Origin of the sequence: Sporosarcina sp. P12(2017) (genome assembly GCF_002743035.1) — a bacterium.
Taxonomy (GTDB): domain Bacteria; phylum Bacillota; class Bacilli; order Bacillales_A; family Planococcaceae; genus Sporosarcina; species Sporosarcina ureae.
Map to the genome: position 1 here is coordinate 114870 of NZ_PDYL01000001.1, position 19757 is coordinate 134626.

The following is a 19757-nucleotide window of genomic DNA, read 5'->3' on the forward strand; positions in this document are numbered from 1 at the left end:
AGAAGAGGAAGTGAAAAAGTGAAGAGAATACTCGTCCTATTAGTATGTTCAGTTTTTTTAATAGCATGTACGCAATCTGAAGATATTGAAACCGAAGAACAATCAGTAGAAAATGAAGTCGAACCAGTAAAAACTCTTACGGCTTCGCAAGATGATATTCGTTTTGTTGTAGGCTGGTTAAATGAAACGGCGATTTTATTCGTCGCTCACAAAGATACTGAAGACCGTCTGCTGTCGTATGATTTGCAAACCGGAGATATACATACGATATTTACCACTTCTTCAACGATTTCTGAAGTGCAAGTTCATTCTACTGCTTCGCAACTACTAGTCAAAACAGCGGACGACCAAACGGAAGCCATCCTACATATACTTGATCATGCAGGTACTCCACTAAATGAAGTGTCGGTAGCATCCTCAGAGCTTGAAATACAATGGAACGGTATCGACGCTTCACAAATGCTTATAACTGCTTTCTCTGATGATTGGAGTTATGAAATTATGCGCTATGACGCAAATAACGATACATTGGTAGCGGTGGAACTCCCTGATCCATTCCCCCGTTGGTTAGGTACTGAAGAGTTGGTGTACTTAGAAGACGCTAATGTATGGAAACAATCACTGTCTACAGGAGAGAAGACTACATTTGCGAATAATACCAACCAATTTCATTCAGCTACAGATCGGGTATTGATTGAATCATTTGAAGGTGAGCAAGTACGGTATGCAGTACTAAATTCTACTGGAGAAGAGAAAAACTCTTGGCTTGCTGAAGATGATGCATTCGTGATGGATCGAGCTGTTCTTTTAAATGAGAATACATGGATGATGACTGTTACTAATCAAACCGAGATGATGCCAACTAGTTTTCTAGTGAAGATAGAAGATGGTGAGGAAGTGAAGCGCCAAGAGCTACCAGAAGGCGGCACTCTAGATTGCGAAGGTAACAAGTGTCTGACGGGGTATAGTTTGGATACTTGGATTGATATTGAGACCGGTGAGACGGTAAAGTGGTTGGAGATTGGGCGAGTGGAGTAAGCTTTACTATAAAAGGGATACATCATGACTAATCGCTCTACGAATCTTAACATAAAAATAAGGACATCCCAATGAAGGGGTGTCCTTATTTTTTGGAACTTATTTGTGTAGTTGTGGCGGGTATCCAGAATATATGACAGTAGCGATCGTAAATCCTCCGATAACTACAACCGTTACCACATTGAAAACTATACTTAACAGATTCCGCTCTTTAAAAGCTTGGACCGTTCCAAAGACTGCTAAAATTGCAATCAATCCAAAAATGATGACTAATAAATTCATTGAGTAGACACTCCTTTCAACATTGAAAAAATGAATGCCATAAAGCGATATTCCTCCTCTATTGTACTGTTAATGAATCGTTTTGTCGAGATTAAATAATGACGATTATTTGAAGTTTGTGTCCACATTCATTAATATTAGATAAAGAGGTGAGTTAAATGAGAATACATATACATCCATTAGGTCCAATTCAAACGAATTGCTACATATTGGAAGATGAAAAGAAAAATTGTTTGATTTTCGATCCTGGTGAAGACGGAGAGGCATTGCTATCGGAATTACGGAAGTTATCGCTGAAGCCTGTTGCCATTTTACTGACGCATGCACACTTTGATCATATCGGGGCGTTGGAAAAGATTCGAACGGCTTATGATATTCCTGTGTATTTGCATGTGGCAGAAAAGAAATGGCTTGCGAGTCCTGAGTTAAATGGTTCCGCTAAATATCCGGTATTACCTGACGTCATTTGTAATCCTGCTGACGTACTACTATGTGATGAAAAGCAATTGGAAGTAGGTCCATTTAAGTTGGAAACCCGTCATGTGCCGGGACACTCCCCAGGAAGCGTTTGCTATATCTTTGAAGATGAAGGATTCGCAATCGTAGGGGATACGTTGTTCCAAGGTAGCGTCGGTCGTACCGACTTGCCTGGAGGCGATACGGAAACGTTGCTTAATGCGATTCACGAACAGTTATTGACACTAGACGACGAGATGTTGATCTATCCAGGACACGGACCGGCGACAACACCTGGAATTGAAAAAGACCAAAACCCGTACTTGCATGGATTTTGATCAAAATAAAGCAAACAAAAAACAGCTTGCCATTGAGGAAGCTGTTTTTTGTATGTACGGATTAGTGTCCTCCGCCAGGTACGTGAATGAAAATTGAATAGTAACTGAAACCAACCATGAAAATCATCAGGTATGCTCCGAATAGGTAAATATACATACGCTCTGAAAGCTTCAAGTATCCAAGTAGAACAAAGAAGATTGTACCTGCTACCATAAGTAAAGCAGCTGGAACCATATTTCCTACATAGAACATTACCGCAAAAATACCTGACCAGAATCCTAAAAGTTTAAACATATTATCCATCTAAGAATCCCTCCTTCACAAACATTACAATAAGCTCTTATCCATTATAATAGAACGTCAGCCCAAAAGTAAACTCCAATCGATTTTACATTGTGTCAAAAGAGTGTACTTGTACGAACGGATTAAGATAGTAGCTGATAACAGTATAACAGAACCTCTCGTGAAAATAATATGAAAATTGATTTTTGCTATCGAATTGACGTAAAGAAATGAATTATGACTCTATATTGACTATGAAAAATGAATTCACACAAATGTAGTGCGTTTTCAAACAATTTAATTTCCATATATACTTCTTTCCAAGATGAAAAGTGGTCTTTTGTCGAATGGAGAAAGGAGAGAACTATGGAAACTGAAAAGAACCCTATAGAAAAAACTTGTGTACAACTGCTTGAGAAAGCTATTAAGTCTGAAGCGACAGATATTCATTTTGTGCCTACGACAGAAGGATATGACGTGACGATTCGCAAGCACTCGTATTTTTCGAAAATCGGTCAATATCCTCATACATTAGGTGGTCGTTTAATTTCATTCTATAAGTTTTTATCTTCTTTAGATATCAGTGAACAACGACGTCCACAAAGTGGTTCCTTTCATCAGTCCTTTTTCGACTGCAGCTTCTCTTTTCGCGTCTCGACGATTCCGTCTATTCAATTGAGGGAAAGTGTCGCGATTCGTATTCAGAAGCATGATAAAATCGTGCCGCTCAACCAGCTATGTCTCGATCCCGAATGGACACAGCAATTGGCTGAAGCCGCTTCTTGCAAACAAGGACTATTCCTCGTCACTGGACCTACTGGCTCTGGTAAAACGACTACATTATATTCATTGACATCCCATTGTGTATCCGAACTCAAACGTCATGTCATTTCACTCGAAGATCCGGTAGAAAATAATCATAGTCATTTACTACAAATTCAAGTGAATGAACGTTCTGGTATTACGTATTCTGCTGGATTGAAAGCGATTTTGCGCCATTCTCCTGATGTCATTATGATTGGAGAAATACGTGATGCAGAAACAGCTAAAATCGCAGTAGAAGCAGCGTTGACAGGGCACTTGGTTCTTAGCACAATTCATGCAAAAGATCCTGTAGGCTGCTTGTATCGTTTACTGGACCTCGGTATTCACGTAGAAGAGCTTAGACAGACTATTATCGCGATATCCGCTCAGCGATTGATTACACAACAGTCTGGAGAGACGGCAGCGGTTTTTGAAATATTGCAGGAATCAGATCTACAAGTAGCTACGGAATCCATGTTGAATGGTCTACGGTTTTCGCCTCCTATTCATAAGAAAATCGAAGTACAGCAAGCTTTGTATGAAAAGGTGCTATATGGCACGGATTAAATTATACAGACCTACTTCCAATAAGAAATTAACAAAGCCAGCGGAGTTTTTAGTGCGACTTTCGGTATTACTACAAGAAGGATATACCTTTCATGAAGGACTCATTCTGATCTTGCCCTATCATACGAAAGAATACGATGAGAAACTTCGGCAAGTAGAAGAGGAATTAAAGATGGGGTATGGTGTTTCGCATATCTTGAAGAGTTTAGGTTTCGGTAAAAGTATGATGTTGCCGATTGTCATTGCAGAAGTGGACGGCAACTTGATGCGCGCGTTGAAAGAAGTAGCAGACCGCGTCAATCGAAAGGCGGAGAAGCAGAAACAAATACGAAAACTATTGGCGTATCCAATTGTTCTATTCTCTTTCTTACTCATTTTATTAGTGGCATTTCGACAATTTTTCTTGCCGAATTTCGAAGCGTTAACTGTAATGCGAGAAAATAACGAGGGCGGGATTGTCCAATTGCTACCAAAACTCGTCTCTTCTATACCGGATCTTTTGTTAATTGCGTCCATTATACTAGCTGTTGGTTTTCTTTTAGTCCGAATGTGGTTAAAAAAGTTGTCCCCTTTTGAAGTTTTACACTATGTATTAAAAGTCCCTGGAATCAATACGTTCTATAGTGAAATGAAAACTAGGGATTTTGCCAGTGAGCTCGGCAGTTTGTTACAATCGGGACTTTCTATGCAAAGCGCATTGACTGTCCTAACGGAGCAAACAGAAGATCCTATATTATCTGTGATTACTAACGAACTAAGTGAGCATGTCATTTATGGTGAATCTTTACATGAGGCAATCCGTTTAACAGATGGTTTATCACCACGCCTCGCAGATTTTGCGAAACACGGGGCAGATACCGGTTACTTACCAAAAGAACTCATACTGTATAGCGAACACACAAATGAACAGCTGGAGGAAAAGGTCAATCAATGGATAACGATCTTACAGCCTGCCTTATTTGGTGTCCTTGCAGTCTGTATTTTATTGTCCTATTTATCTATTTTATTGCCAGTCTATAAAATGATCGACAGTATCTAAAAGGAGGAAAAGAATTGCTGAAGAATGAAAAAGGCTTTACATTAATCGAAATGATGATCATCTTAAACGTTGGAGAGTGGGAAGAGCGCAACTACAGCGCTCGCAAAGGTTTATAGGTGACTTGATAAGTCGAAAAACCACAGAAAGACCACATTTATTTTAATTTTAGATAAATTGGCGGAAATACTCATTAATTTTGTCGTCACTTTGCTTCTGCATTTTTTTCGTGACATGCGTGTAAATGTCGAGGGTGATATTTATGTTCGAGTGTCCGACGCGTTCCATGATGACAGGCAAGTCCACACCCGCTTCGACGAGCATGGTGATATGTGTGTGCCGCAAGATATGAGTACCGCTAACATCTTTTATACCGTACGCCTTATATATTTTATTGAAAACCGCAGCGATCGTGACAGCTCGGACAGGTTGCTGTCTTCTTCCTGTAAATACTAGATTGCACCACACGGATTTAGGATCTCGTAAACCTATCAATTTTTCTTTATTATATTGGACCTTCATCTTCTTCAGTTCTTCGGCGAGATCCTGGTTAAAGGATACGGTACGATTGGAGTCTTGGGTTTTGGGCGGCATATGTTCAAATCCACCTTCGTCGGCGGACTTTTCAAACATCGTCTTTGAAACCGTGAGCTTGTGTTTTTCTAAGTCGATGTCATCCCAAGTGAGTGCTAATGCCTCCCCGACACGTAAGCCGGTAGAAAGCATGGTGAGTGCCAACGGATAAGCGTTTCTTCTGCCAGAAGACTTTACACCGGATAAGAAGCTTTGGATCTCATCCTTTTCGAGATACTTTTTCTTTGAGTTAACGAGTTGCTGTGATTTCTTATTAGCTTTGGGTATCACAGTGTCTTTCACTATGTTCTTTTCGACATAATCATTTTTAAAAGCAAATTCAAACATTAAGTTCAATGCGGTTCGAGTCGAGGCGATATGATGTTTTGAAATATCTGTATCGCGCCTTTCAACTAAGAATTTCTGAATGTCGTTTATTTGTAACTTGCTGATCAAGTGGTTGCCATGCTTATCAATAAAGGGACGCATTGCCACCATTCTAGCTTTTACTGACGAAGCTTTAACCGTTTCACTGTATATATTTAACCAGTCGTCATAAACTTCCTGGACGATTCTTTTTTGCGTTTGTCTCTGTTTAGATAATTCCTTTGCAGCTACCTGGGCTCTTTGTGACGCTTCCTTCTTTGTGTCGCCACGGCGTGTTACTTGTCGGCGTCGGCCAGTGAGGGGATTAGGAGTTGCGTCAGTGGTGCACGACCATTTTCCGTTATTTAATTTCCGACAGTACATATGCATTTCTCCTTTCGAATAATAAATATAATTAAGAATGTATGTTCTTATCGTGGTTAAAAGAAAACTCACCATAAGAAAGGTGAGTTAGGAAACTGTTGAATAATTATTGAGTTGCGTATTTAATTGATTTTTAAGCTTGCTAATTTCTTCTTGACGATCGTATAGGATTTCCGCATTCATTTTTTCGTTATGTGCTTCCAACCGAATTAGTTTATTATCTTTAAAAATGTATTCATATTCCCCAATTACCCCATTTGCCAAATAACATTTTGTGTTGCCGATAAGTAAATCATCACGCTTATAGAAATCAACAGAGATGTAATTTTTATGGCTAAGGTTATCTAGTAGGTCTTGTGGAAGAAGTTTTGGTTCATACATCTCAGTGTATAATTTGTTTAGTAATGATGAATAGTTCATAAAAATCATCCTTTATTTAGATGTGGGCACTAAGTTTTTGAGAAATAAAAGGCACCATATTATTTAAAAAATCAATAGCGATGTAGTAGTCATTTATTTCCCATTGATCTCTTGCTACACCTATTTTATTTTTTAATTCTGCGTTAAAGTAAATAGCCAATATTGCACCGTTCTTCTTGTAATGTCTTAGGAGATTCTGCAAGCCGCGAGGGAAAATGCTCTCCATGCAATTGTATATCTCTTCACCCTGTAATTCAATAGCATTTGCAACAAGAAGCTCAGGAATTATTTCCTCTCTAATACGATTGTCAATTTCCTTTCTCAAATCTGCTTGCAGTAAGTCAGGTCTTAGTAGAGCGTGTTTACTCTCTCGCGTATTTGATGAAAGGATAATTTTTTTAGCTTCTTCGGGTGAAACGCCTAAGGTATCCATAATCACTCGAATCTTCTCTCTATCTTCTTTTTCTTTTTCTTTTCGCATATGCAATAAATCTGTATTGATAAAAGTATCTTCTTCTGTTTTATGTTCTTCAGATTCAGTTACAATAGAATCATCTGTTGAATCCTGGGAAACTCTTGGATCTTGCCTTTTCTTTTCTGCGCGGATTTCTTTAATCATACCTTTTTTCATAATTTCTTTTTTATAGGCTTCCCAAAGTGGATCAAGACCTAGTTCTTCATGAACGACTACTTGCGCAATGTTATCTTCTTCCATTATGCTTTCTGCATCAGCGAGTGAAATAGATCGAAGAACTCTCCCTATAAATTGTTGATAAGGTAAATCAGATCGGAAAGGTCTGAAAATGGCAGCTATTGATAGAAACTTATGATCGTATCCTTCTCCAAGAAGCGCGACATTTATTACTACTTCAACGTTGTGTGTATCGATTTTTAAAAATTCTTTCTTTAGTAATTCTTTTTCCATATCGCTGTGAACAAGAGCGGTTTTTAAACCTTCATCTTCGTAAAGTGTCTTTAGTTGCTCAGCGTGAGCAATACTACAGGCAACCGCTACAATCTTATGAGGATTTCCGGTTCTTTCTCTCTTAGATTTTAGTTTTTCAATACTCTTTCTTATGACACCTAAGTTAGATTCTTCTGCCAAGGCTACTTTTCGGCTTACCCACTCATTATCTTTTATCTTAAGTGCTCTAAGTTCTTCTAAAGTATAAGTTTTATCATCCTCATCCAGAGTAAAGAACATTTGATCAGGGATATAATTGAATTTTTCCAAGCTTTTCACATAGCCGTTAGCCATTGCTTTTGATAAAGAATAATTATAAATTTCTTCTCCTTGGATTTGAACTCCATCACTTCTAAAGGGTGTACCAGTTAGCTTAAGTACCCCAGCTTCCCCAAAATATTCAATAGCTCTCTTCCAAGTATGTGCTTCTGAATGATGAGCTTCGTCAATAATAATCAAATCGAAGAAGTCGGAGGGTACTTTTTTTAGTAATGAACTCTCTAATCTTTCTTGTAACTTATGGACGTTCAACACAACGAAGTCTGCAATATCTAATACTCCGTTCGTAATCTTTTTGTCATAATGTATTACAGAGGGGAGATCACGCACATCTTTAATCACTCCTGATGTATACCAAAAATTCTTATAATCTCCACTGTCTAATGAACCCATCACGGTATCAGCAATGACTGTTTGGGGAGTGACAACTAATACTCTTTTTTTTGAAGCAGCGTAGGGAGCAATAGCAATTAAACCTGTCTTACCAGTACCAGTGGGCAAAACTATTAAAGCTTCTTTTCTAGTTTCGGACGGAGTATTAAAATAGCGTTCAATTTTTCTATATGCCTCCACTTGTGGATCTCTCAGGTAAGTGTTATCTGTAATGGAAAGGGATACTTTTTCAAATTCACTCATGTTTTTTCCTCCTAGTAAAATCAATATGTGTAGAAGTGGTCTTATATTGCTCGAAATGATTTTCCCTGCAATGAATATAAAAGTAGTCTTGCTTTTGATCTTATTACCTATTACTCAATCCACTCCAACGTCCCCAACTTCCCACGTGACACAACAAACCCATCCACCTTATGCTGAAACTCCAACTCCATCCGATAAGCAGCCACTTCATCCGTCACCAGAAAGTAATCCGCAATATCCGAGATCACCACAGGTGCTTCATAAGCGTCTGCATATACATCTTCAATGAATTGCCCGGGCATCAGTAGATAGGCTGCCATACGCTTCGCCTGATTCTCACACTTGCCAAGAGTGTATTGATCCACGCTTAATTGCGTTTGATGATGGGCGTACAAGTGACAGAACTCTTCGGCAAGCAATAGTTTCTTTTCAATAGCGTCTAATCCTTCTTTAATGAAGATGGTCCCACGTCGTGCATGATCCTTCGGTATGGAGAAAGCCTTTAAATGTTTATTAATTGCTATTCCTTCTATAGAAGGGGAGTCCAAGGGCAATACTCGTATACCGTAGCGCCAACAGATGTCATACAAATCGATTTCATCTGGATATGTATAAGAAAAATGGGAGAGGACCTTGTCGGCCCGTTCCTCCCAGTAGTCGGTGTGGTGTCTTAGCTGCATACGCTCACGACCTTTAAAATTCTAAGTTATAATCAGAAAGTAATTGCTCAATTTTTCTACCAAATTCTCTATCATTTTTTCTAACGTCATTTAATAGTGCGTTTGCTGAAGTGATTTTGGAAGAATCTCCAGTTTCTATCGCAGATAATATTTCTGTGAAAGCTAGTTGCTGGTTACCAATAGCTTCAATTAATATTTCATTAACCTCGGTAGTTTCATCGTTCGGCGTGCGAATTGCTTCTAGTTCTTCTAACAATGCCATATTTGCCGGAAGAACTTCTTCTTGAATTAATACTCCAAGCTCATAGTCGTCAATTTCACCGGTTGTCGAGGCTTCACGCAGTTCATCCCATCTAGCACCTAAATCAGATAGCTTTATATAAGATGTTTTGACTTCATCTAGATAACTTTTCACTTCTGCTTTATCGGATGGAATATTGGTTTCCACCTCGACTTTATCTCCCGCTGAGGAAGTAGTAGTTTCAAGTGGCGTTACATCCGCATCTACTTTTTTAGTTTCGGTGTTATTTGAACTGCTACCGCAAGCGGTTAAACCAATCACCGAAGTCATCATAACGATAAGAAAAATTAGTTTTTTCAAAATAAACCCCTCCTAATTAATTTGTCTCACATACATGACTTAGTGAGATACTCCTATATTATATGTAAAAATAAACACGGTTTGTTAAACCGTGGTATTACCTTGCCTTCAATCTTCCAAATCCCCAAATCCATCGCCCAGTTCTTCGTCGTCCTCCAAAAACATCTTCTTCATCTTATACATCTTCAGAAGCTCTTTCACTTTCTTTTCCGGATCAGATGCCAAGTCATGAAACATGACAGGGTGTTTTTTTAGTTCATTGAAGAGCTGGAGTTCTTCAACGGTTAGGTTTATTTCTTGTCCAGCTACTTTCACAATTTCTTTTTCAGGGTTATCAGTTAGTCCCGATAAATATTCTAGTGAAGTATCTGTAATATCGGATATCCTTCGTAACGTTTTACTATCAGGTATTGCAAGCTCTTGCTCATATTTTTTGTATAGTTCAATATCAATACACAACTTATTTGATATATCCCTTGCGCTCATTTTTTTACTTTGTCGGGCTTTCGTGATTCTATGGCTTAGGATTTGTTGAGTCGTAAAGCCTCTATTACTTCTGCCAAGTAAAGAGTCTATTGAAACATTATAGTAGTCAGCTATTCTTTGAAGTGTTTTATAATCCGGTTCTCTATGACCTTGCTCATACATCGCGTAAGTTGTTCTGGCGACGTCAATCTTTTTAGCGAACTCTGACTGAGTCAGATTAGTTTGTGTTGTACGAAGCTTTTTTAAATTATGCGAAAGCATTTATTCGGCCTCCTTATATCCACATTATACCTACACATTAAGTGTATTAAATACTTTTACACGAAATGCGTAAATTTGTTTGACATTACACAAAAGGTGTATTATGATTAATTCAACAACTACACGAAAGGTGTACAGGAGGTGTAGAAATGAGAGTTTGGTTGAAAGACAAACGCTTGAAAGCTAAATTAACTCAAGAACAAGTAGCTGTTAAAGCAGGAGTAGCTAGAACTACTTATGCAATGTATGAACAGGGAGAGCGCGATCCGAGTGTAGGTGTTGCAGTTCGAATAGGAGATGTACTTAAATTCAAATGGACTCTTTTTTTTGAAGATAAAGTACACGAAACGCGTAATAAGTCAGAAGTCGTTTAGATAATGCCACTCACACCCAACAAACTGCATTCGAATAGCCACCTGCGCCACGATCCGATAATGGAGAGCGATAAACAGAGTTAAAGAGCCGTGATTCGAGTTCAGTTTGATGGGTGTGAGAAAAGAAGTCGGATAGGAGGGAGAAAGATGTCAGAAGTGATTGTAACAACCGCTACGCAATTAAACGAGCTCATCAATGTAGCAGTAAATCGGGCGGTTGGTGAAGCTTTACGCGAACGCCAACTACCAATCTTACTATCATTGCAAGAGGCTGCAGACTTGCTGGGTGTGAGTTACGCAACAGTGCACCGCGCAGCAAAAATTCAAGGCTTTCCAGTTACTCATGATTTTGGTCACACCAAGATTGTAACGGATCAACTGTTGCAATGGATTAAGAACCGGAGTAATTACGATTTGGTTTACAACTTCAGCGGATGAAAAGGAGGAAATATTATGAATGAGTTAAAAATAATTTCATCAAACGGCGAACTAGTCACAGAAAGTCGTGAAGTAGCAGAAATGGTAGATCAGCAGCACAAGGAATTATTGAGAACCATCCGTAGTTATATAGGAGTTTTAACCGGCGCAAGTTTGCGCTCGTCGGATTTCTTCATTCCGCACACGTACCAGGATGCAAAAAAGGAAGTCCGACCGTGTTTCTTACTTACTAGAAAAGGTTGCGACATGGTAGCGAACAAGATGACTGGTGATAAAGGGGTTTTGTTTACAGCCGCTTATGTCTCTCAATTTGAAAGGATGGAAAAGGAATTAAGTTCTCCTAGGCCACTAACTGAAAAAGAGCAACTAAAAGCATCTATGAGGCTATCACTAGAAACATCGGAAGAAGTGGAAGCGATAAAAGTGGATGTTGCTCAGTTGAAAGACAAGGTGGACAACCAGATGACATTGGATTATGGGATGCAACGAAGATTACAAAGAGCGGTGGGCGCTCGGGTTTATGAGATTGAAAGTGAAGATCAAGCAAGAAGAAAACTGTTTCGTGAACTATACCGAGAAATTAAAGACCGTTTCGGTGTTGCTTCATATAAAGATGTTCTACGCAAAGATTTACAATCAGCAATCTATTACGTAGAAGCGTGGATTCCTAAACGTATAGCTTAGAAGTAATCTAGCGGAGCGGAGGGGTTTGCTCCACTAGATTCAGAGGTTGCTTACGAAGCGTAACACGGGGTTATGAGTAGGTCTATTACTAGAATACAACACCCTAGATAAATAGAGTATGTCAATTCGACATATTGAAAAAGGGGGTGAGGACATGGACTATGGCGCAATATTACGAGCTTGCCGGAAGCGTAAGGGGTGGACACAAGAAGACCTAGCAGACGCTTTATGTATCGAACAGGCAGACGTTTCACGAATCGAGAACGATCGCAAAGAACCACCGATGTCACTTTTTCAGAAGTGGGCAGTGATGACAGGCTCAACAGACGTACTGGTCGCGTTTATCGCGGGCATGGAAGGCATGACGATCTTAGCTAACATTTTATCAATAACAGGGACAAGTATTATCGGCGGTTTTATCAATCTACTTTTATAGGAGGAAGTCACAATGAATTTAAAAGACTACAAGGAAGCGGATATAGAGGCGGTATTGGAATTAAAGAGAGCGGCGCTAGGTTATATCGAAGAGATTGAAAAGGCGATTTGGACAGATGATATGCCAGCAGCTACTGGTTCAACATTAAAACTCTATGAGTCTCTACAGAGAGTGAGAGTTAAGAAGGATATCAAACGAAACGAACGGAACATGCAACTACTGATTCAAGAATTACAAAGCAAAGGTATTAACATTATGGCAATAAAAAAAGCCGATCAGCGCTTCCGACGCTAAACGGCAAACCAAAATTTATGTACTTTCAGTATACCACAGAATGGGAGCTTTGGCTCCCGTCAAAGAGCTTGGGAGCCATTAAATAATTTCCTCCCTACGATATGAGCTGGTTACTCAGATCATCCCAAGCTCTTTGATGGGATTCACATCCATCATATAGAAAGGAGTTGATGACATGACGGATTACGAATACGCACTGATTTGCGCCATCATGCTTCCAATTATTGCATTTATGATTGGACGATTGTGGGAAGATGCCGGTCACCAACTTGGAGAGGAGCGTGAAGAGGATGACAACGTACCAGTGGGAAATAGTGTTTATGCAAGAAATCGATTCGGTCTACGTGATGACATTTGAAGACAGTGTGTTAGCTGCAGCTCAAACGTATTACGACAATTATGGCGATCACATGAAAGTCTACGCAATTCGTAAAGACGCAGAAATTATTCGTTTTGAGGAGGCGATTTGAATGGGCGAATACGCTGAAATGGCTTTGAGTGGCATCGTCTGCCAAATGTGCGGTGAGTTCATGGGTGAGGACGTGGGCTTCCCCATGACGTGCGATGACTGTCATGCAGAGATGATGAAGTGGGAAGTCGAAAAGGAAAATGAACAAAAATAAACCCGCTGTTCGAGCAGCGAGTTCCGGATTCCTTATAAAACTACTTGGCGCTATTATAGCGCGGAATCCCGAAAATCACAAGGAGGAGAACATTTTGAAAAATATTAAATTGATGAATCTCACATTGAAGAACTTCAAGGGCATCAAAAACTTGGAAATTCTAGCGGACGGTCAAGATATGAAGATATGGGGAGATAATGCTACCGGAAAAACCTCGATTTTCGATGGATTCCTCTACTTACTCTTTGGCAAGGACAGTAATAACAAGTCTGACTTTGCCATTAAAACACTGGAAGATGGCAAAGAAATAAACAACCTGGAGCATGAAGTAGATGCAACATTCACAGTAGACAATGTGCCGCTATCACTCCGTAAAATCTACAAAGAAAAGTGGACAAAGAAACGTGGTGCTCCAATGGCTGAATTTACCGGTCATGAAACGCTGTACTATATCGATTCGGTTCCGGTGAAGAAAAAAGAGTATGAAGAAAAAGTTGGCTCCATTGTGAAAGAAGAAGTGTTTAAACTTCTCACCAATCCACTTTACTTCAATGAACAAGTCAAATGGCAGGACCGCAGAGCGACACTGCTTGAAGTGTGCGGCGATGTAGAGCTCGAAGATGTATTGGCATTCAACGAGGAACTGAAAGACTTACCCGCCATCCTGAAAGGTCGCACGATTGAAGATCACCGTAAAGTGATTGCGTCCAAACGTGCAGAAATCAACAAAGAATTGGACCGCATTCCGGTACGGATCGATGAACTGAACAATGCAAGCAGTGAGTTGGTAAGCACTCCTGAACAACTGCAAGTAGAACTAACAAAAGTAGAAATTGAATTAGATAAAGCAAGTGCCCAAATTAACAACATCAAGAATGGCGCAGCAGCCACCAACAAGAAAAACGATTTACGACAGATTGAAATGGATCTCGAAGCAATTAAACGTGAACTGGAATCTGAAGCGACCGAAGAAGGCTACAAGGTCCAGGCGAAGATTCAAGAAGAAAAATCCAATCAAGCGATTATGCAACGAAAACTTGCTGATGCGAACCATCAGATTGAAGTAGGACGGAAAGACGTCATGGGGTTTGACGAGAAACTAGTTGCTCTTCGAGAAGACTTCGCGGCAGAGGATGCTAAACAATTTGAACATAAAGAAGCGTGCGAGTGTCCGACATGCGGTCAATCTTTACCGGAGGATCAATTGACAGCCGCTAGAGACAAAGCGGTCGCAGAGTTTAATACAACCAAATCAAACAAATTGGAAAGCATTCAAAAGACAGGCAAAGCGATTGCGGCAGATAAAGAAGAAACGCTAAAGCGCATAGCTACATCCGAAAAAACCGTAGAACAACTGAAAGAAGATATCGCAAAGAAAGAAGAAGCAATCAACAAGCTAACAATCCAGCTCAATGCACTACGCGATGAAGTGAAGAACGCTCGTACTACACCGAAATATACGGACAAGGTTGCAGAAATGACAAAGGTGCAAGAAGAGATCAAAGCGCTTGAATCCAATGTTTCTGAATCCATTGCTGAGCTGGAAACAGAAATTGTTAAGCTTAAGGCGAAAAGGTCAGAACTGAACTCAAAAATCGCGGCTCACGACCAAGTGAAAGCATCTGAAAAGCGTGTAGCCGAACTGGAAGAACAGCAGAAAGAACTGGCTACGGAATTTGAAAACTTGGAGCGCGAATTGTATCTGACTGAACAGTTTATCCGTTCGAAAGTGGAACTACTGGAAAGCAAGATCAACAGCAAATTCAAGTATGCGCGATTTAAGCTGTTTGCTCAGCAAGTGAATGGCGGTCTGCAAGAAATTTGTGAAACTACGATGAATGGTATTCCGTTCTCAAGCGGTCTAAATAACGCGGCTCGTATCAATGTAGGAATCGACATCATCAACACGCTATCCGAACACTATGGGATTCAAGCGCCGATCTTCGTGGACAATGCCGAAGCAGTCACGCGGATTGCAGATACAGATTCCCAGCTGATCAGCTTGGTTGTATCAGAGCCGGACAAACAGTTGCGGGTTGAAACGCAGTCGAATGAAGAAAGCGTGGTGGCGTAATGGAAACGACTAAATATGGAGTGACGCTTTCAGGAAGACATGGGAGAAACACAATTATGTTCAACTCCCTGACGGAACGGATGTTGTTTCTTACCATGATAAATTCCGGTGAATATACAGGATCGGTAACTCTACTAGAAAGAAAAGAAGTTAATAAGGAGGAAAAAATAAATGACTAATCAACTACAAGAAACTCAACAAATGCAACCGGCAGAAAAGAAAAACGAATTGGTGACAAAAGTCGCCAACAAAGTGAAAGCAATGGTTGAAAACAATCAGATCAACATTCCTGAAAACTACTCTATTGTGAATGCAGTACAAGCGGCTTATTTCAAACTGACAGAGGTAGATTTCAAGAAGAAAACATCCTTGATGGATAGTGCAACGCCAGAAAGTGTCGCATTCTCTCTTCAAGATATGGCGATCCAGGCATTGAGTGTAGCGAAAAATCAAGGCTACTTCATCGTATACGGTGACAAAATGCAGTTCACTCGTTCATACCACGGTACACAGGCGGTGCTAAAGCGCTTGAACGGTGTAAAGGATGTATGGGCTAACGTCATCTGGAAAGGCGAAGAATTCAACGTGGAGTACAACGAGAGAGGTCAACTAGCCTTCAAATCTCATAGCGTTGACTGGATGGCGGCTACCGGCAAGAAAGAAGACATTCTCGGAGCGTATTGCATTATCGAGAGAGATGATGGTGTGCAATTCCTGACTGTCATGACAATGGCGGAAATTCAAACATCATGGTCCCAATCATCTATGCAGACGGTGCAAAATAAGTACCCACAAGAGATGGCAAAACGAACAGTGATCAACCGAGCATCCAAAGCCTTTATTAACACTTCGGATGATAGCGATTTATTCATTGGAGCAATCAATCGCACGACAGAAAACGAATTTGAAGACGATAAACCGATCCGTGAAATCAATCCGCAGTATGAAATTGACCAAAATGCAAACAAAGAAGTATTGGATTTTGTTGAACCGACGATTGGTGAAATCATTCAACCTGCAAAAGAGGTAGCAACGCAGAAATCGACACCAAAAGAACCTGAACCGGTAACAGTCACATCAGATGGGCCGGGCTTCTAAATGATTACGATCCAAACACTCGCAACAGGCAGTACAGGGAATTGCTATTACATTAGCGATTCCCGCACTTCTTTGCTTATAGAATGTGGCATCTCATTCAAGGATATTCAAAGAGGATTGAATTTTAAAACAAGTGAAATAGAAGCGGTTCTTGTAAGCCATGACCACAAAGATCACTGTAAGGCCGTGCAAGACGTCGCGAACCGTGGGCTAGACATTTACATGTCGCAAGGAACTAAAGCCGCTATAGGCATCGAACACCACCGGATAAAGATCATAAAAAACAAAGAAGCTGTACAGATTGGATCGTGGAAGGTACTCGGTTTTGATTTACAACATGACGCAGCAGAACCTTTCGGATTCTTGATTGAAAGTGAAGGCGGAGAACGTATATTGTTCGCTAGCGATACTTATTACATTAAGTACAAATTTACCGGAATTACGCATTTACTTATCGAATGCAACTATTCACTAGAAATAATTAATCAGAAGTTAGCGGACGGATCTATACCACTATTTCTAGCAGAGCGAATAATGAATTCGCATTTCTCACTTGAAAATCTATTGGTCTTTTTAAAGGCTAACGATCTATCACGAGTTCAAGAGATTCATTTGCTTCATTTATCGGATTCAAACAGTAATGAAATCGAATTTAAACAAGCGGTACAGGCTGCTACTGGAAAGTTAGTAGTCGTGCCGTAATAAAAGGAGGACATTGTAATGGCGAGACCGCAAAAGCGAGGACTTGATTATTTTCCATTAGATGTGGATATCGACCAGGATGACAAGATCCAGCTGGTCGAAGCCTTACATGGAATGACAGGATTTTCAGTAGTAATTAAATTGTTAATGCGTATCTACAAAGAAGGTTACTACTACGAGTGGGGTGAAACGGAACAATTACTGTTCAGCAGGAGAGTAAATGTAGACATTAACACCCTCAATGAAATAGTAAATGATTGCATTAAGTATGGAATATTCAACATTAAAATTTATGAGACTTATAGAGTTTTGACTTCTTCAGGTATCCAAGAAAGATACTTTGAAGCAACAAAAAGAAGAAAGAACGTTACGGTTGTAAACCAATATATGTTAATTAAAGACGTGGAGAAAGTTAATGTGAACATTAATGAGGTTGATGTAGACATTAATGGAGAAATTGTAGACATGATGTCAGCAAAAACCCCACAAAGTAAAGTAAAGGAAAGGAAAGAAGAGGAAAGTAAACAAGAGCATGCAACCGAAGAGAAAAAAACGGTTGATGTTCCAGAAGAAAAACCAGTTGTTGTCGTTGATAAATCTTTTGGAGAAATCATTTCTTTTTACGAACAGAATGTTGGATTGATTTCACCACATGTAAGCCAAGAGTTTGGTCACCTTGTTGATGAAAATAATTCAGAGTTAGTATTATGCGCTTTGAAAAAATCAGTTGAAGTAAGACCGTCGAATCTAATTAGATACACACAGAAGATCCTCAGTAACTGGAAGAATCAAAATATAAAGACAGTCGAAGACGTGAAGAAGTTGGACGGACTATCCAAGCCATCTAACGTAACCAACTTCTCTCCTCCTGTTTACGAAAGGAATGCAGATGATGGAAAACGCGATGACCAACATTCTACGAAATTCGGGAATGTCCGACTCTATAAGTAAACCTGAACCACTTGTATGTGATCAATGTGGAATGGACAAACCGCAAATACAGATTGACCATCCTTTCAAAAAAGAAAAGCGATGGGTGTCATGTGCTTGTGAATGCGAAGTGAAAGCACGTGAAGAATTCAAGCGGGATCAAGAAGCCAAGCAGAAGCGTATTCGAATTGACAAGGCTTTAAAGCTATCAAGTGCAATGGATGATATTAAGTCTATGACATTTAAGAATTTTATATTACGAGATGGAGCAAAAGAGGCCAGGGACGAAGTGGTGAACGCTGTAAAAGATTTTGATAACCGTGGAAAACTAGGCGTGTTCATCTTCGGTGAAACAGGTAACGGTAAGAGTCACATAACAGCCAGCGGTGGTAATGCATTAATCAAGCGAGGATATTCAGTGATCTACATTACCGAAAAAGACCTGTTCAGTAGATTGCGAGCAACTCGTAATTTCAACAACTCGGAATCTTTTCAAGAAATCATGAGTGCGTGTCTCGATGCGGATCTTCTGATTTGGGATGACTTCATGAGTAGTCAACGATTGTCGAATGATGAGAAGGATTGGACGTTCCAAATCATCAACGGTCGAGAACGAGCGAATAAGCCGATCTGGATGACATCGAATATCACGCCACAAGAATTTGAAGGTGAAGACATTGCCTACAGGTTAGACGACAAAGGGCGAACCTGGTGGAGAATCATCGGCAATATGAATTGTGTATTAAACACAGCAGCTAACTATCGAAAGAGCAAGGCGATGTCTAGGGCACTCGGAATCAGCGTGGAAGAGTATGAAAAACAAGTGTAGGAGGGTAATTTGAATGACTTGGAAAAACAATAGCGGGATCTACACGGTTCCGCTTCCCGATAAAGTCGACTGGCAGAAGATCAAGCGAGAAATGGACGCATTGGAAATCAAGCTACAACAGGCAGAGACGGCTATGGCTATGAGGAAAGGGATGACGGCATGATCAATCGAGTTGTATTAGTTGGACGCCTCACTAAGGACCCAGAACTGAAGTATACGCAGGGTGGTATCGCGGTCTGCAGATTCACATTGGCCTGCAATCGTCCGTTTAAAAGTGAGGGTGGAGAGCAACAAGCGGACTTTATCCAGTGCGTTGCATGGAGAAAACAGGCGGAGAACATATCAAACTTCTTGAACAAAGGTAGTTTAGCTGGAGTAGACGGTCGGATCCAGACGGGTAGCTTTGAAGGTCAAGATGGCAAGCGTGTTTACACGACAGAAGTTGTCGCAGATAGTACACAATTCCTTGAACCGAAATCGAGCAACACAAATAACTCGAACCGTTCGGAATCCCCGAATAGTTCACAGCAAGCTCCACAACAGCCAAATCGACAAGGGCAGACAAATACTCAATCTAACTATCAGACAGGGCAAAACGATTACGGTGGACAAGCACAGGTGTATGATGTGCCGCCTAACGTCACCGATGATGATCTTCCCTTCTGACTATGAAAGTTTGAAAGGGTGATAGTCATGACAGCTGAAACGAAAAGTAGACGCAGAAACAGTAAGCACATCCGAGCAATCAAAGCGGAAGCAGCGCGTCATGTGTCAAAAGAAATTGAATGCCGGATCTGCGGTTGCAAGGAAACGGTACAAAA

At 40.2% G+C, this 19757-nt stretch carries 28 protein-coding genes; 20 read left to right on the forward strand and 8 right to left on the reverse strand.

What is annotated here, in order from left to right; all coding sequences use genetic code 11:
• Nucleotides 1-18: 18 nt before the first annotated feature.
• Nucleotides 19-1038 carry a YqgU-like beta propeller domain-containing protein gene (locus CSV80_RS00605; protein ID WP_099669152.1) on the forward strand — a complete coding sequence of 340 codons (1020 nt, stop codon included), beginning with the start codon at nucleotides 19-21 and terminating at the stop codon, nucleotides 1036-1038.
• A 99-nt stretch (nucleotides 1039-1137) separates the two neighbouring features.
• Here CSV80_RS00605 and CSV80_RS00610 read toward each other — a convergent pair whose 3' ends face one another.
• The gene (locus CSV80_RS00610; RefSeq protein ID WP_029054522.1) at nucleotides 1138-1320 is read right to left on the reverse strand and encodes a DUF2759 family protein; all 183 of its coding nucleotides are present in this window, start codon (nucleotides 1318-1320) and stop codon (nucleotides 1138-1140) included.
• A 158-nt stretch (nucleotides 1321-1478) separates the two neighbouring features.
• On the opposite strand from CSV80_RS00610, the gene CSV80_RS00615 reads away from it, so the two are divergent.
• A complete protein-coding gene (locus tag CSV80_RS00615; RefSeq protein ID WP_099669153.1) occupies nucleotides 1479-2114 on the forward strand; it encodes an MBL fold metallo-hydrolase in 636 nt (211 codons plus the stop codon).
• Between the two features lie 61 nt (nucleotides 2115-2175).
• Here CSV80_RS00615 and CSV80_RS00620 read toward each other — a convergent pair whose 3' ends face one another.
• Complete coding sequence (locus CSV80_RS00620; RefSeq protein ID WP_029054524.1) at nucleotides 2176-2418, reverse strand: DUF2626 domain-containing protein; 243 nt, start codon at nucleotides 2416-2418, stop codon at nucleotides 2176-2178.
• 345 nt (nucleotides 2419-2763) lie between these two features.
• On the opposite strand from CSV80_RS00620, the gene comGA reads away from it, so the two are divergent.
• Genes comGA through CSV80_RS17280 form a run of 3 tightly spaced genes read left to right on the forward strand, consistent with a single transcriptional unit; the run spans nucleotide 2764 to nucleotide 4923 of the window.
• Nucleotides 2764-3768 carry a competence type IV pilus ATPase ComGA gene (gene comGA / locus CSV80_RS00625; RefSeq protein WP_099669154.1) on the forward strand — a complete coding sequence of 335 codons (1005 nt, stop codon included), beginning with the start codon at nucleotides 2764-2766 and terminating at the stop codon, nucleotides 3766-3768.
• Nucleotides 3755-4807 carry a competence type IV pilus assembly protein ComGB gene (gene comGB, locus CSV80_RS00630; RefSeq protein WP_158231829.1) on the forward strand — a complete coding sequence of 351 codons (1053 nt, stop codon included), beginning with the start codon at nucleotides 3755-3757 and terminating at the stop codon, nucleotides 4805-4807. Before comGA ends, comGB begins: the two co-directional genes overlap by 14 nt.
• A gap of 14 nt (nucleotides 4808-4821) precedes the next feature.
• Nucleotides 4822-4923 (forward strand): prepilin-type N-terminal cleavage/methylation domain-containing protein, encoded by a 102-nt coding sequence (locus CSV80_RS17280; protein WP_143560441.1) that lies wholly within the window; start codon nucleotides 4822-4824, stop codon nucleotides 4921-4923.
• A gap of 49 nt (nucleotides 4924-4972) precedes the next feature.
• Here the strand turns inward: CSV80_RS17280 and CSV80_RS00635 are convergent, their stop codons facing one another.
• The 6 genes from CSV80_RS00635 to CSV80_RS00660 all read right to left on the reverse strand — a co-directional run bounded on the left by CSV80_RS00635 (nucleotide 4973) and on the right by CSV80_RS00660 (nucleotide 10454).
• Nucleotides 4973-6127 carry a tyrosine-type recombinase/integrase gene (locus CSV80_RS00635; protein WP_158231830.1) on the reverse strand — a complete coding sequence of 385 codons (1155 nt, stop codon included), beginning with the start codon at nucleotides 6125-6127 and terminating at the stop codon, nucleotides 4973-4975.
• An 87-nt stretch (nucleotides 6128-6214) separates the two neighbouring features.
• Nucleotides 6215-6547, reverse strand: coding sequence for a hypothetical protein (locus tag CSV80_RS00640; RefSeq protein ID WP_099669157.1), 333 nt, complete (start codon nucleotides 6545-6547; stop codon nucleotides 6215-6217).
• Between the two features lie 16 nt (nucleotides 6548-6563).
• The gene (locus CSV80_RS00645) at nucleotides 6564-8426 is read right to left on the reverse strand and encodes a DEAD/DEAH box helicase (protein WP_099669158.1); all 1863 of its coding nucleotides are present in this window, start codon (nucleotides 8424-8426) and stop codon (nucleotides 6564-6566) included.
• Nucleotides 8427-8536: 110 nt separating this feature from the next.
• On the reverse strand, nucleotides 8537-9106 hold the full coding sequence (locus tag CSV80_RS00650; protein ID WP_099669159.1) for an ImmA/IrrE family metallo-endopeptidase: 570 nt from the start codon (nucleotides 9104-9106) through the stop codon (nucleotides 8537-8539).
• A gap of 13 nt (nucleotides 9107-9119) precedes the next feature.
• The gene (locus CSV80_RS00655; protein WP_099669160.1) at nucleotides 9120-9707 is read right to left on the reverse strand and encodes a hypothetical protein; all 588 of its coding nucleotides are present in this window, start codon (nucleotides 9705-9707) and stop codon (nucleotides 9120-9122) included.
• Nucleotides 9708-9815: 108 nt separating this feature from the next.
• Nucleotides 9816-10454 (reverse strand): helix-turn-helix domain-containing protein, encoded by a 639-nt coding sequence (locus tag CSV80_RS00660; RefSeq protein WP_099669161.1) that lies wholly within the window; start codon nucleotides 10452-10454, stop codon nucleotides 9816-9818.
• Nucleotides 10455-10603: 149 nt separating this feature from the next.
• Between CSV80_RS00660 and CSV80_RS00665 the strand changes: the two genes are divergently transcribed.
• The 15 genes from CSV80_RS00665 to ssb all read left to right on the forward strand — a co-directional run bounded on the left by CSV80_RS00665 (nucleotide 10604) and on the right by ssb (nucleotide 19602).
• Nucleotides 10604-10828 (forward strand): helix-turn-helix transcriptional regulator, encoded by a 225-nt coding sequence (locus CSV80_RS00665; RefSeq protein ID WP_099669162.1) that lies wholly within the window; start codon nucleotides 10604-10606, stop codon nucleotides 10826-10828.
• Between the two features lie 147 nt (nucleotides 10829-10975).
• Entirely contained in the window at nucleotides 10976-11266 is a 291-nt protein-coding gene (locus CSV80_RS00670; RefSeq protein ID WP_099669163.1) for a helix-turn-helix domain-containing protein, read from the forward strand.
• Nucleotides 11267-11281: 15 nt separating this feature from the next.
• Complete coding sequence (locus tag CSV80_RS00675; RefSeq protein WP_099669164.1) at nucleotides 11282-11950, forward strand: Rha family transcriptional regulator; 669 nt, start codon at nucleotides 11282-11284, stop codon at nucleotides 11948-11950.
• Nucleotides 11951-12104: 154 nt separating this feature from the next.
• Nucleotides 12105-12386: a helix-turn-helix domain-containing protein gene (locus tag CSV80_RS00680; RefSeq protein WP_158231831.1), complete on the forward strand. Its 282-nt coding sequence runs from the start codon at nucleotides 12105-12107 to the stop codon at nucleotides 12384-12386.
• 12 nt (nucleotides 12387-12398) lie between these two features.
• The gene (locus CSV80_RS00685) at nucleotides 12399-12680 is read left to right on the forward strand and encodes a hypothetical protein (RefSeq protein WP_099669166.1); all 282 of its coding nucleotides are present in this window, start codon (nucleotides 12399-12401) and stop codon (nucleotides 12678-12680) included.
• Between the two features lie 175 nt (nucleotides 12681-12855).
• Nucleotides 12856-13038, forward strand: coding sequence for a hypothetical protein (locus CSV80_RS00690; RefSeq protein ID WP_099669167.1), 183 nt, complete (start codon nucleotides 12856-12858; stop codon nucleotides 13036-13038).
• Complete coding sequence (locus CSV80_RS17955) at nucleotides 13025-13150, forward strand: hypothetical protein (RefSeq protein WP_255407621.1); 126 nt, start codon at nucleotides 13025-13027, stop codon at nucleotides 13148-13150. Before CSV80_RS00690 ends, CSV80_RS17955 begins: the two co-directional genes overlap by 14 nt.
• Nucleotides 13151-13303: a hypothetical protein gene (locus tag CSV80_RS17605; RefSeq protein ID WP_199083903.1), complete on the forward strand. Its 153-nt coding sequence runs from the start codon at nucleotides 13151-13153 to the stop codon at nucleotides 13301-13303.
• Between the two features lie 94 nt (nucleotides 13304-13397).
• The gene (locus CSV80_RS00695) at nucleotides 13398-15377 is read left to right on the forward strand and encodes an AAA family ATPase (protein ID WP_099669168.1); all 1980 of its coding nucleotides are present in this window, start codon (nucleotides 13398-13400) and stop codon (nucleotides 15375-15377) included.
• Between the two features lie 171 nt (nucleotides 15378-15548).
• Complete coding sequence (locus CSV80_RS00705; RefSeq protein WP_099669169.1) at nucleotides 15549-16475, forward strand: RecT family recombinase; 927 nt, start codon at nucleotides 15549-15551, stop codon at nucleotides 16473-16475.
• Nucleotides 16476-17177, forward strand: coding sequence for an MBL fold metallo-hydrolase (locus CSV80_RS00710; RefSeq protein ID WP_099669170.1), 702 nt, complete (start codon nucleotides 16476-16478; stop codon nucleotides 17175-17177).
• 18 nt (nucleotides 17178-17195) lie between these two features.
• A complete protein-coding gene (locus CSV80_RS00715) occupies nucleotides 17196-18128 on the forward strand; it encodes a Lin1244/Lin1753 domain-containing protein (RefSeq protein ID WP_099669171.1) in 933 nt (310 codons plus the stop codon).
• A complete protein-coding gene (locus CSV80_RS00720; protein WP_099669305.1) occupies nucleotides 18109-18936 on the forward strand; it encodes an ATP-binding protein in 828 nt (275 codons plus the stop codon). The genes CSV80_RS00715 and CSV80_RS00720 overlap by 20 nt, the downstream gene beginning before the upstream one ends.
• A 13-nt stretch (nucleotides 18937-18949) precedes the next feature.
• Nucleotides 18950-19099, forward strand: a complete 150-nt coding sequence (locus CSV80_RS00725) for a pilus assembly protein PilO (RefSeq protein ID WP_099669172.1) — start codon at nucleotides 18950-18952, stop codon at nucleotides 19097-19099.
• Nucleotides 19096-19602 (forward strand): single-stranded DNA-binding protein, encoded by a 507-nt coding sequence (ssb, locus tag CSV80_RS00730; protein WP_099669173.1) that lies wholly within the window; start codon nucleotides 19096-19098, stop codon nucleotides 19600-19602. The genes CSV80_RS00725 and ssb overlap by 4 nt, the downstream gene beginning before the upstream one ends.
• The last annotated feature ends 155 nt before the right edge of the window (nucleotides 19603-19757 follow it).

Coding starts and splice junctions, on each gene's coding strand:
- CSV80_RS00725 (WP_099669172.1), top strand. CDS start 18,950: ATGACTTGGAAAAACAATAGCGGGATCTACACGGTTCCGCTTCCCGAT.
- CSV80_RS00670 (WP_099669163.1), top strand. CDS start 10,976: ATGTCAGAAGTGATTGTAACAACCGCTACGCAATTAAACGAGCTCATC.
- CSV80_RS00705 (WP_099669169.1), top strand. CDS start 15,549: ATGACTAATCAACTACAAGAAACTCAACAAATGCAACCGGCAGAAAAG.
- CSV80_RS00665 (WP_099669162.1), top strand. CDS start 10,604: ATGAGAGTTTGGTTGAAAGACAAACGCTTGAAAGCTAAATTAACTCAA.
- CSV80_RS00675 (WP_099669164.1), top strand. CDS start 11,282: ATGAATGAGTTAAAAATAATTTCATCAAACGGCGAACTAGTCACAGAA.
- CSV80_RS00720 (WP_099669305.1), top strand. CDS start 18,109: ATGTCCGACTCTATAAGTAAACCTGAACCACTTGTATGTGATCAATGT.
- CSV80_RS00710 (WP_099669170.1), top strand. CDS start 16,476: ATGATTACGATCCAAACACTCGCAACAGGCAGTACAGGGAATTGCTAT.
- ssb (WP_099669173.1), top strand. CDS start 19,096: ATGATCAATCGAGTTGTATTAGTTGGACGCCTCACTAAGGACCCAGAA.
- CSV80_RS00715 (WP_099669171.1), top strand. CDS start 17,196: ATGGCGAGACCGCAAAAGCGAGGACTTGATTATTTTCCATTAGATGTG.
- CSV80_RS00680 (WP_158231831.1), top strand. CDS start 12,105: ATGGACTATGGCGCAATATTACGAGCTTGCCGGAAGCGTAAGGGGTGG.
- CSV80_RS00645 (WP_099669158.1), bottom strand. CDS start 8,426: ATGAGTGAATTTGAAAAAGTATCCCTTTCCATTACAGATAACACTTAC.
- CSV80_RS00685 (WP_099669166.1), top strand. CDS start 12,399: ATGAATTTAAAAGACTACAAGGAAGCGGATATAGAGGCGGTATTGGAA.
- CSV80_RS00635 (WP_158231830.1), bottom strand. CDS start 6,127: ATGTACTGTCGGAAATTAAATAACGGAAAATGGTCGTGCACCACTGAC.
- CSV80_RS00690 (WP_099669167.1), top strand. CDS start 12,856: ATGACGGATTACGAATACGCACTGATTTGCGCCATCATGCTTCCAATT.
- CSV80_RS00620 (WP_029054524.1), bottom strand. CDS start 2,418: ATGGATAATATGTTTAAACTTTTAGGATTCTGGTCAGGTATTTTTGCG.
- CSV80_RS00650 (WP_099669159.1), bottom strand. CDS start 9,106: ATGCAGCTAAGACACCACACCGACTACTGGGAGGAACGGGCCGACAAG.
- CSV80_RS00610 (WP_029054522.1), bottom strand. CDS start 1,320: ATGAATTTATTAGTCATCATTTTTGGATTGATTGCAATTTTAGCAGTC.
- CSV80_RS00640 (WP_099669157.1), bottom strand. CDS start 6,547: ATGAACTATTCATCATTACTAAACAAATTATACACTGAGATGTATGAA.
- CSV80_RS00615 (WP_099669153.1), top strand. CDS start 1,479: ATGAGAATACATATACATCCATTAGGTCCAATTCAAACGAATTGCTAC.
- CSV80_RS17605 (WP_199083903.1), top strand. CDS start 13,151: ATGGGCGAATACGCTGAAATGGCTTTGAGTGGCATCGTCTGCCAAATG.
- CSV80_RS00660 (WP_099669161.1), bottom strand. CDS start 10,454: ATGCTTTCGCATAATTTAAAAAAGCTTCGTACAACACAAACTAATCTG.
- comGA (WP_099669154.1), top strand. CDS start 2,764: ATGGAAACTGAAAAGAACCCTATAGAAAAAACTTGTGTACAACTGCTT.
- comGB (WP_158231829.1), top strand. CDS start 3,755: ATGGCACGGATTAAATTATACAGACCTACTTCCAATAAGAAATTAACA.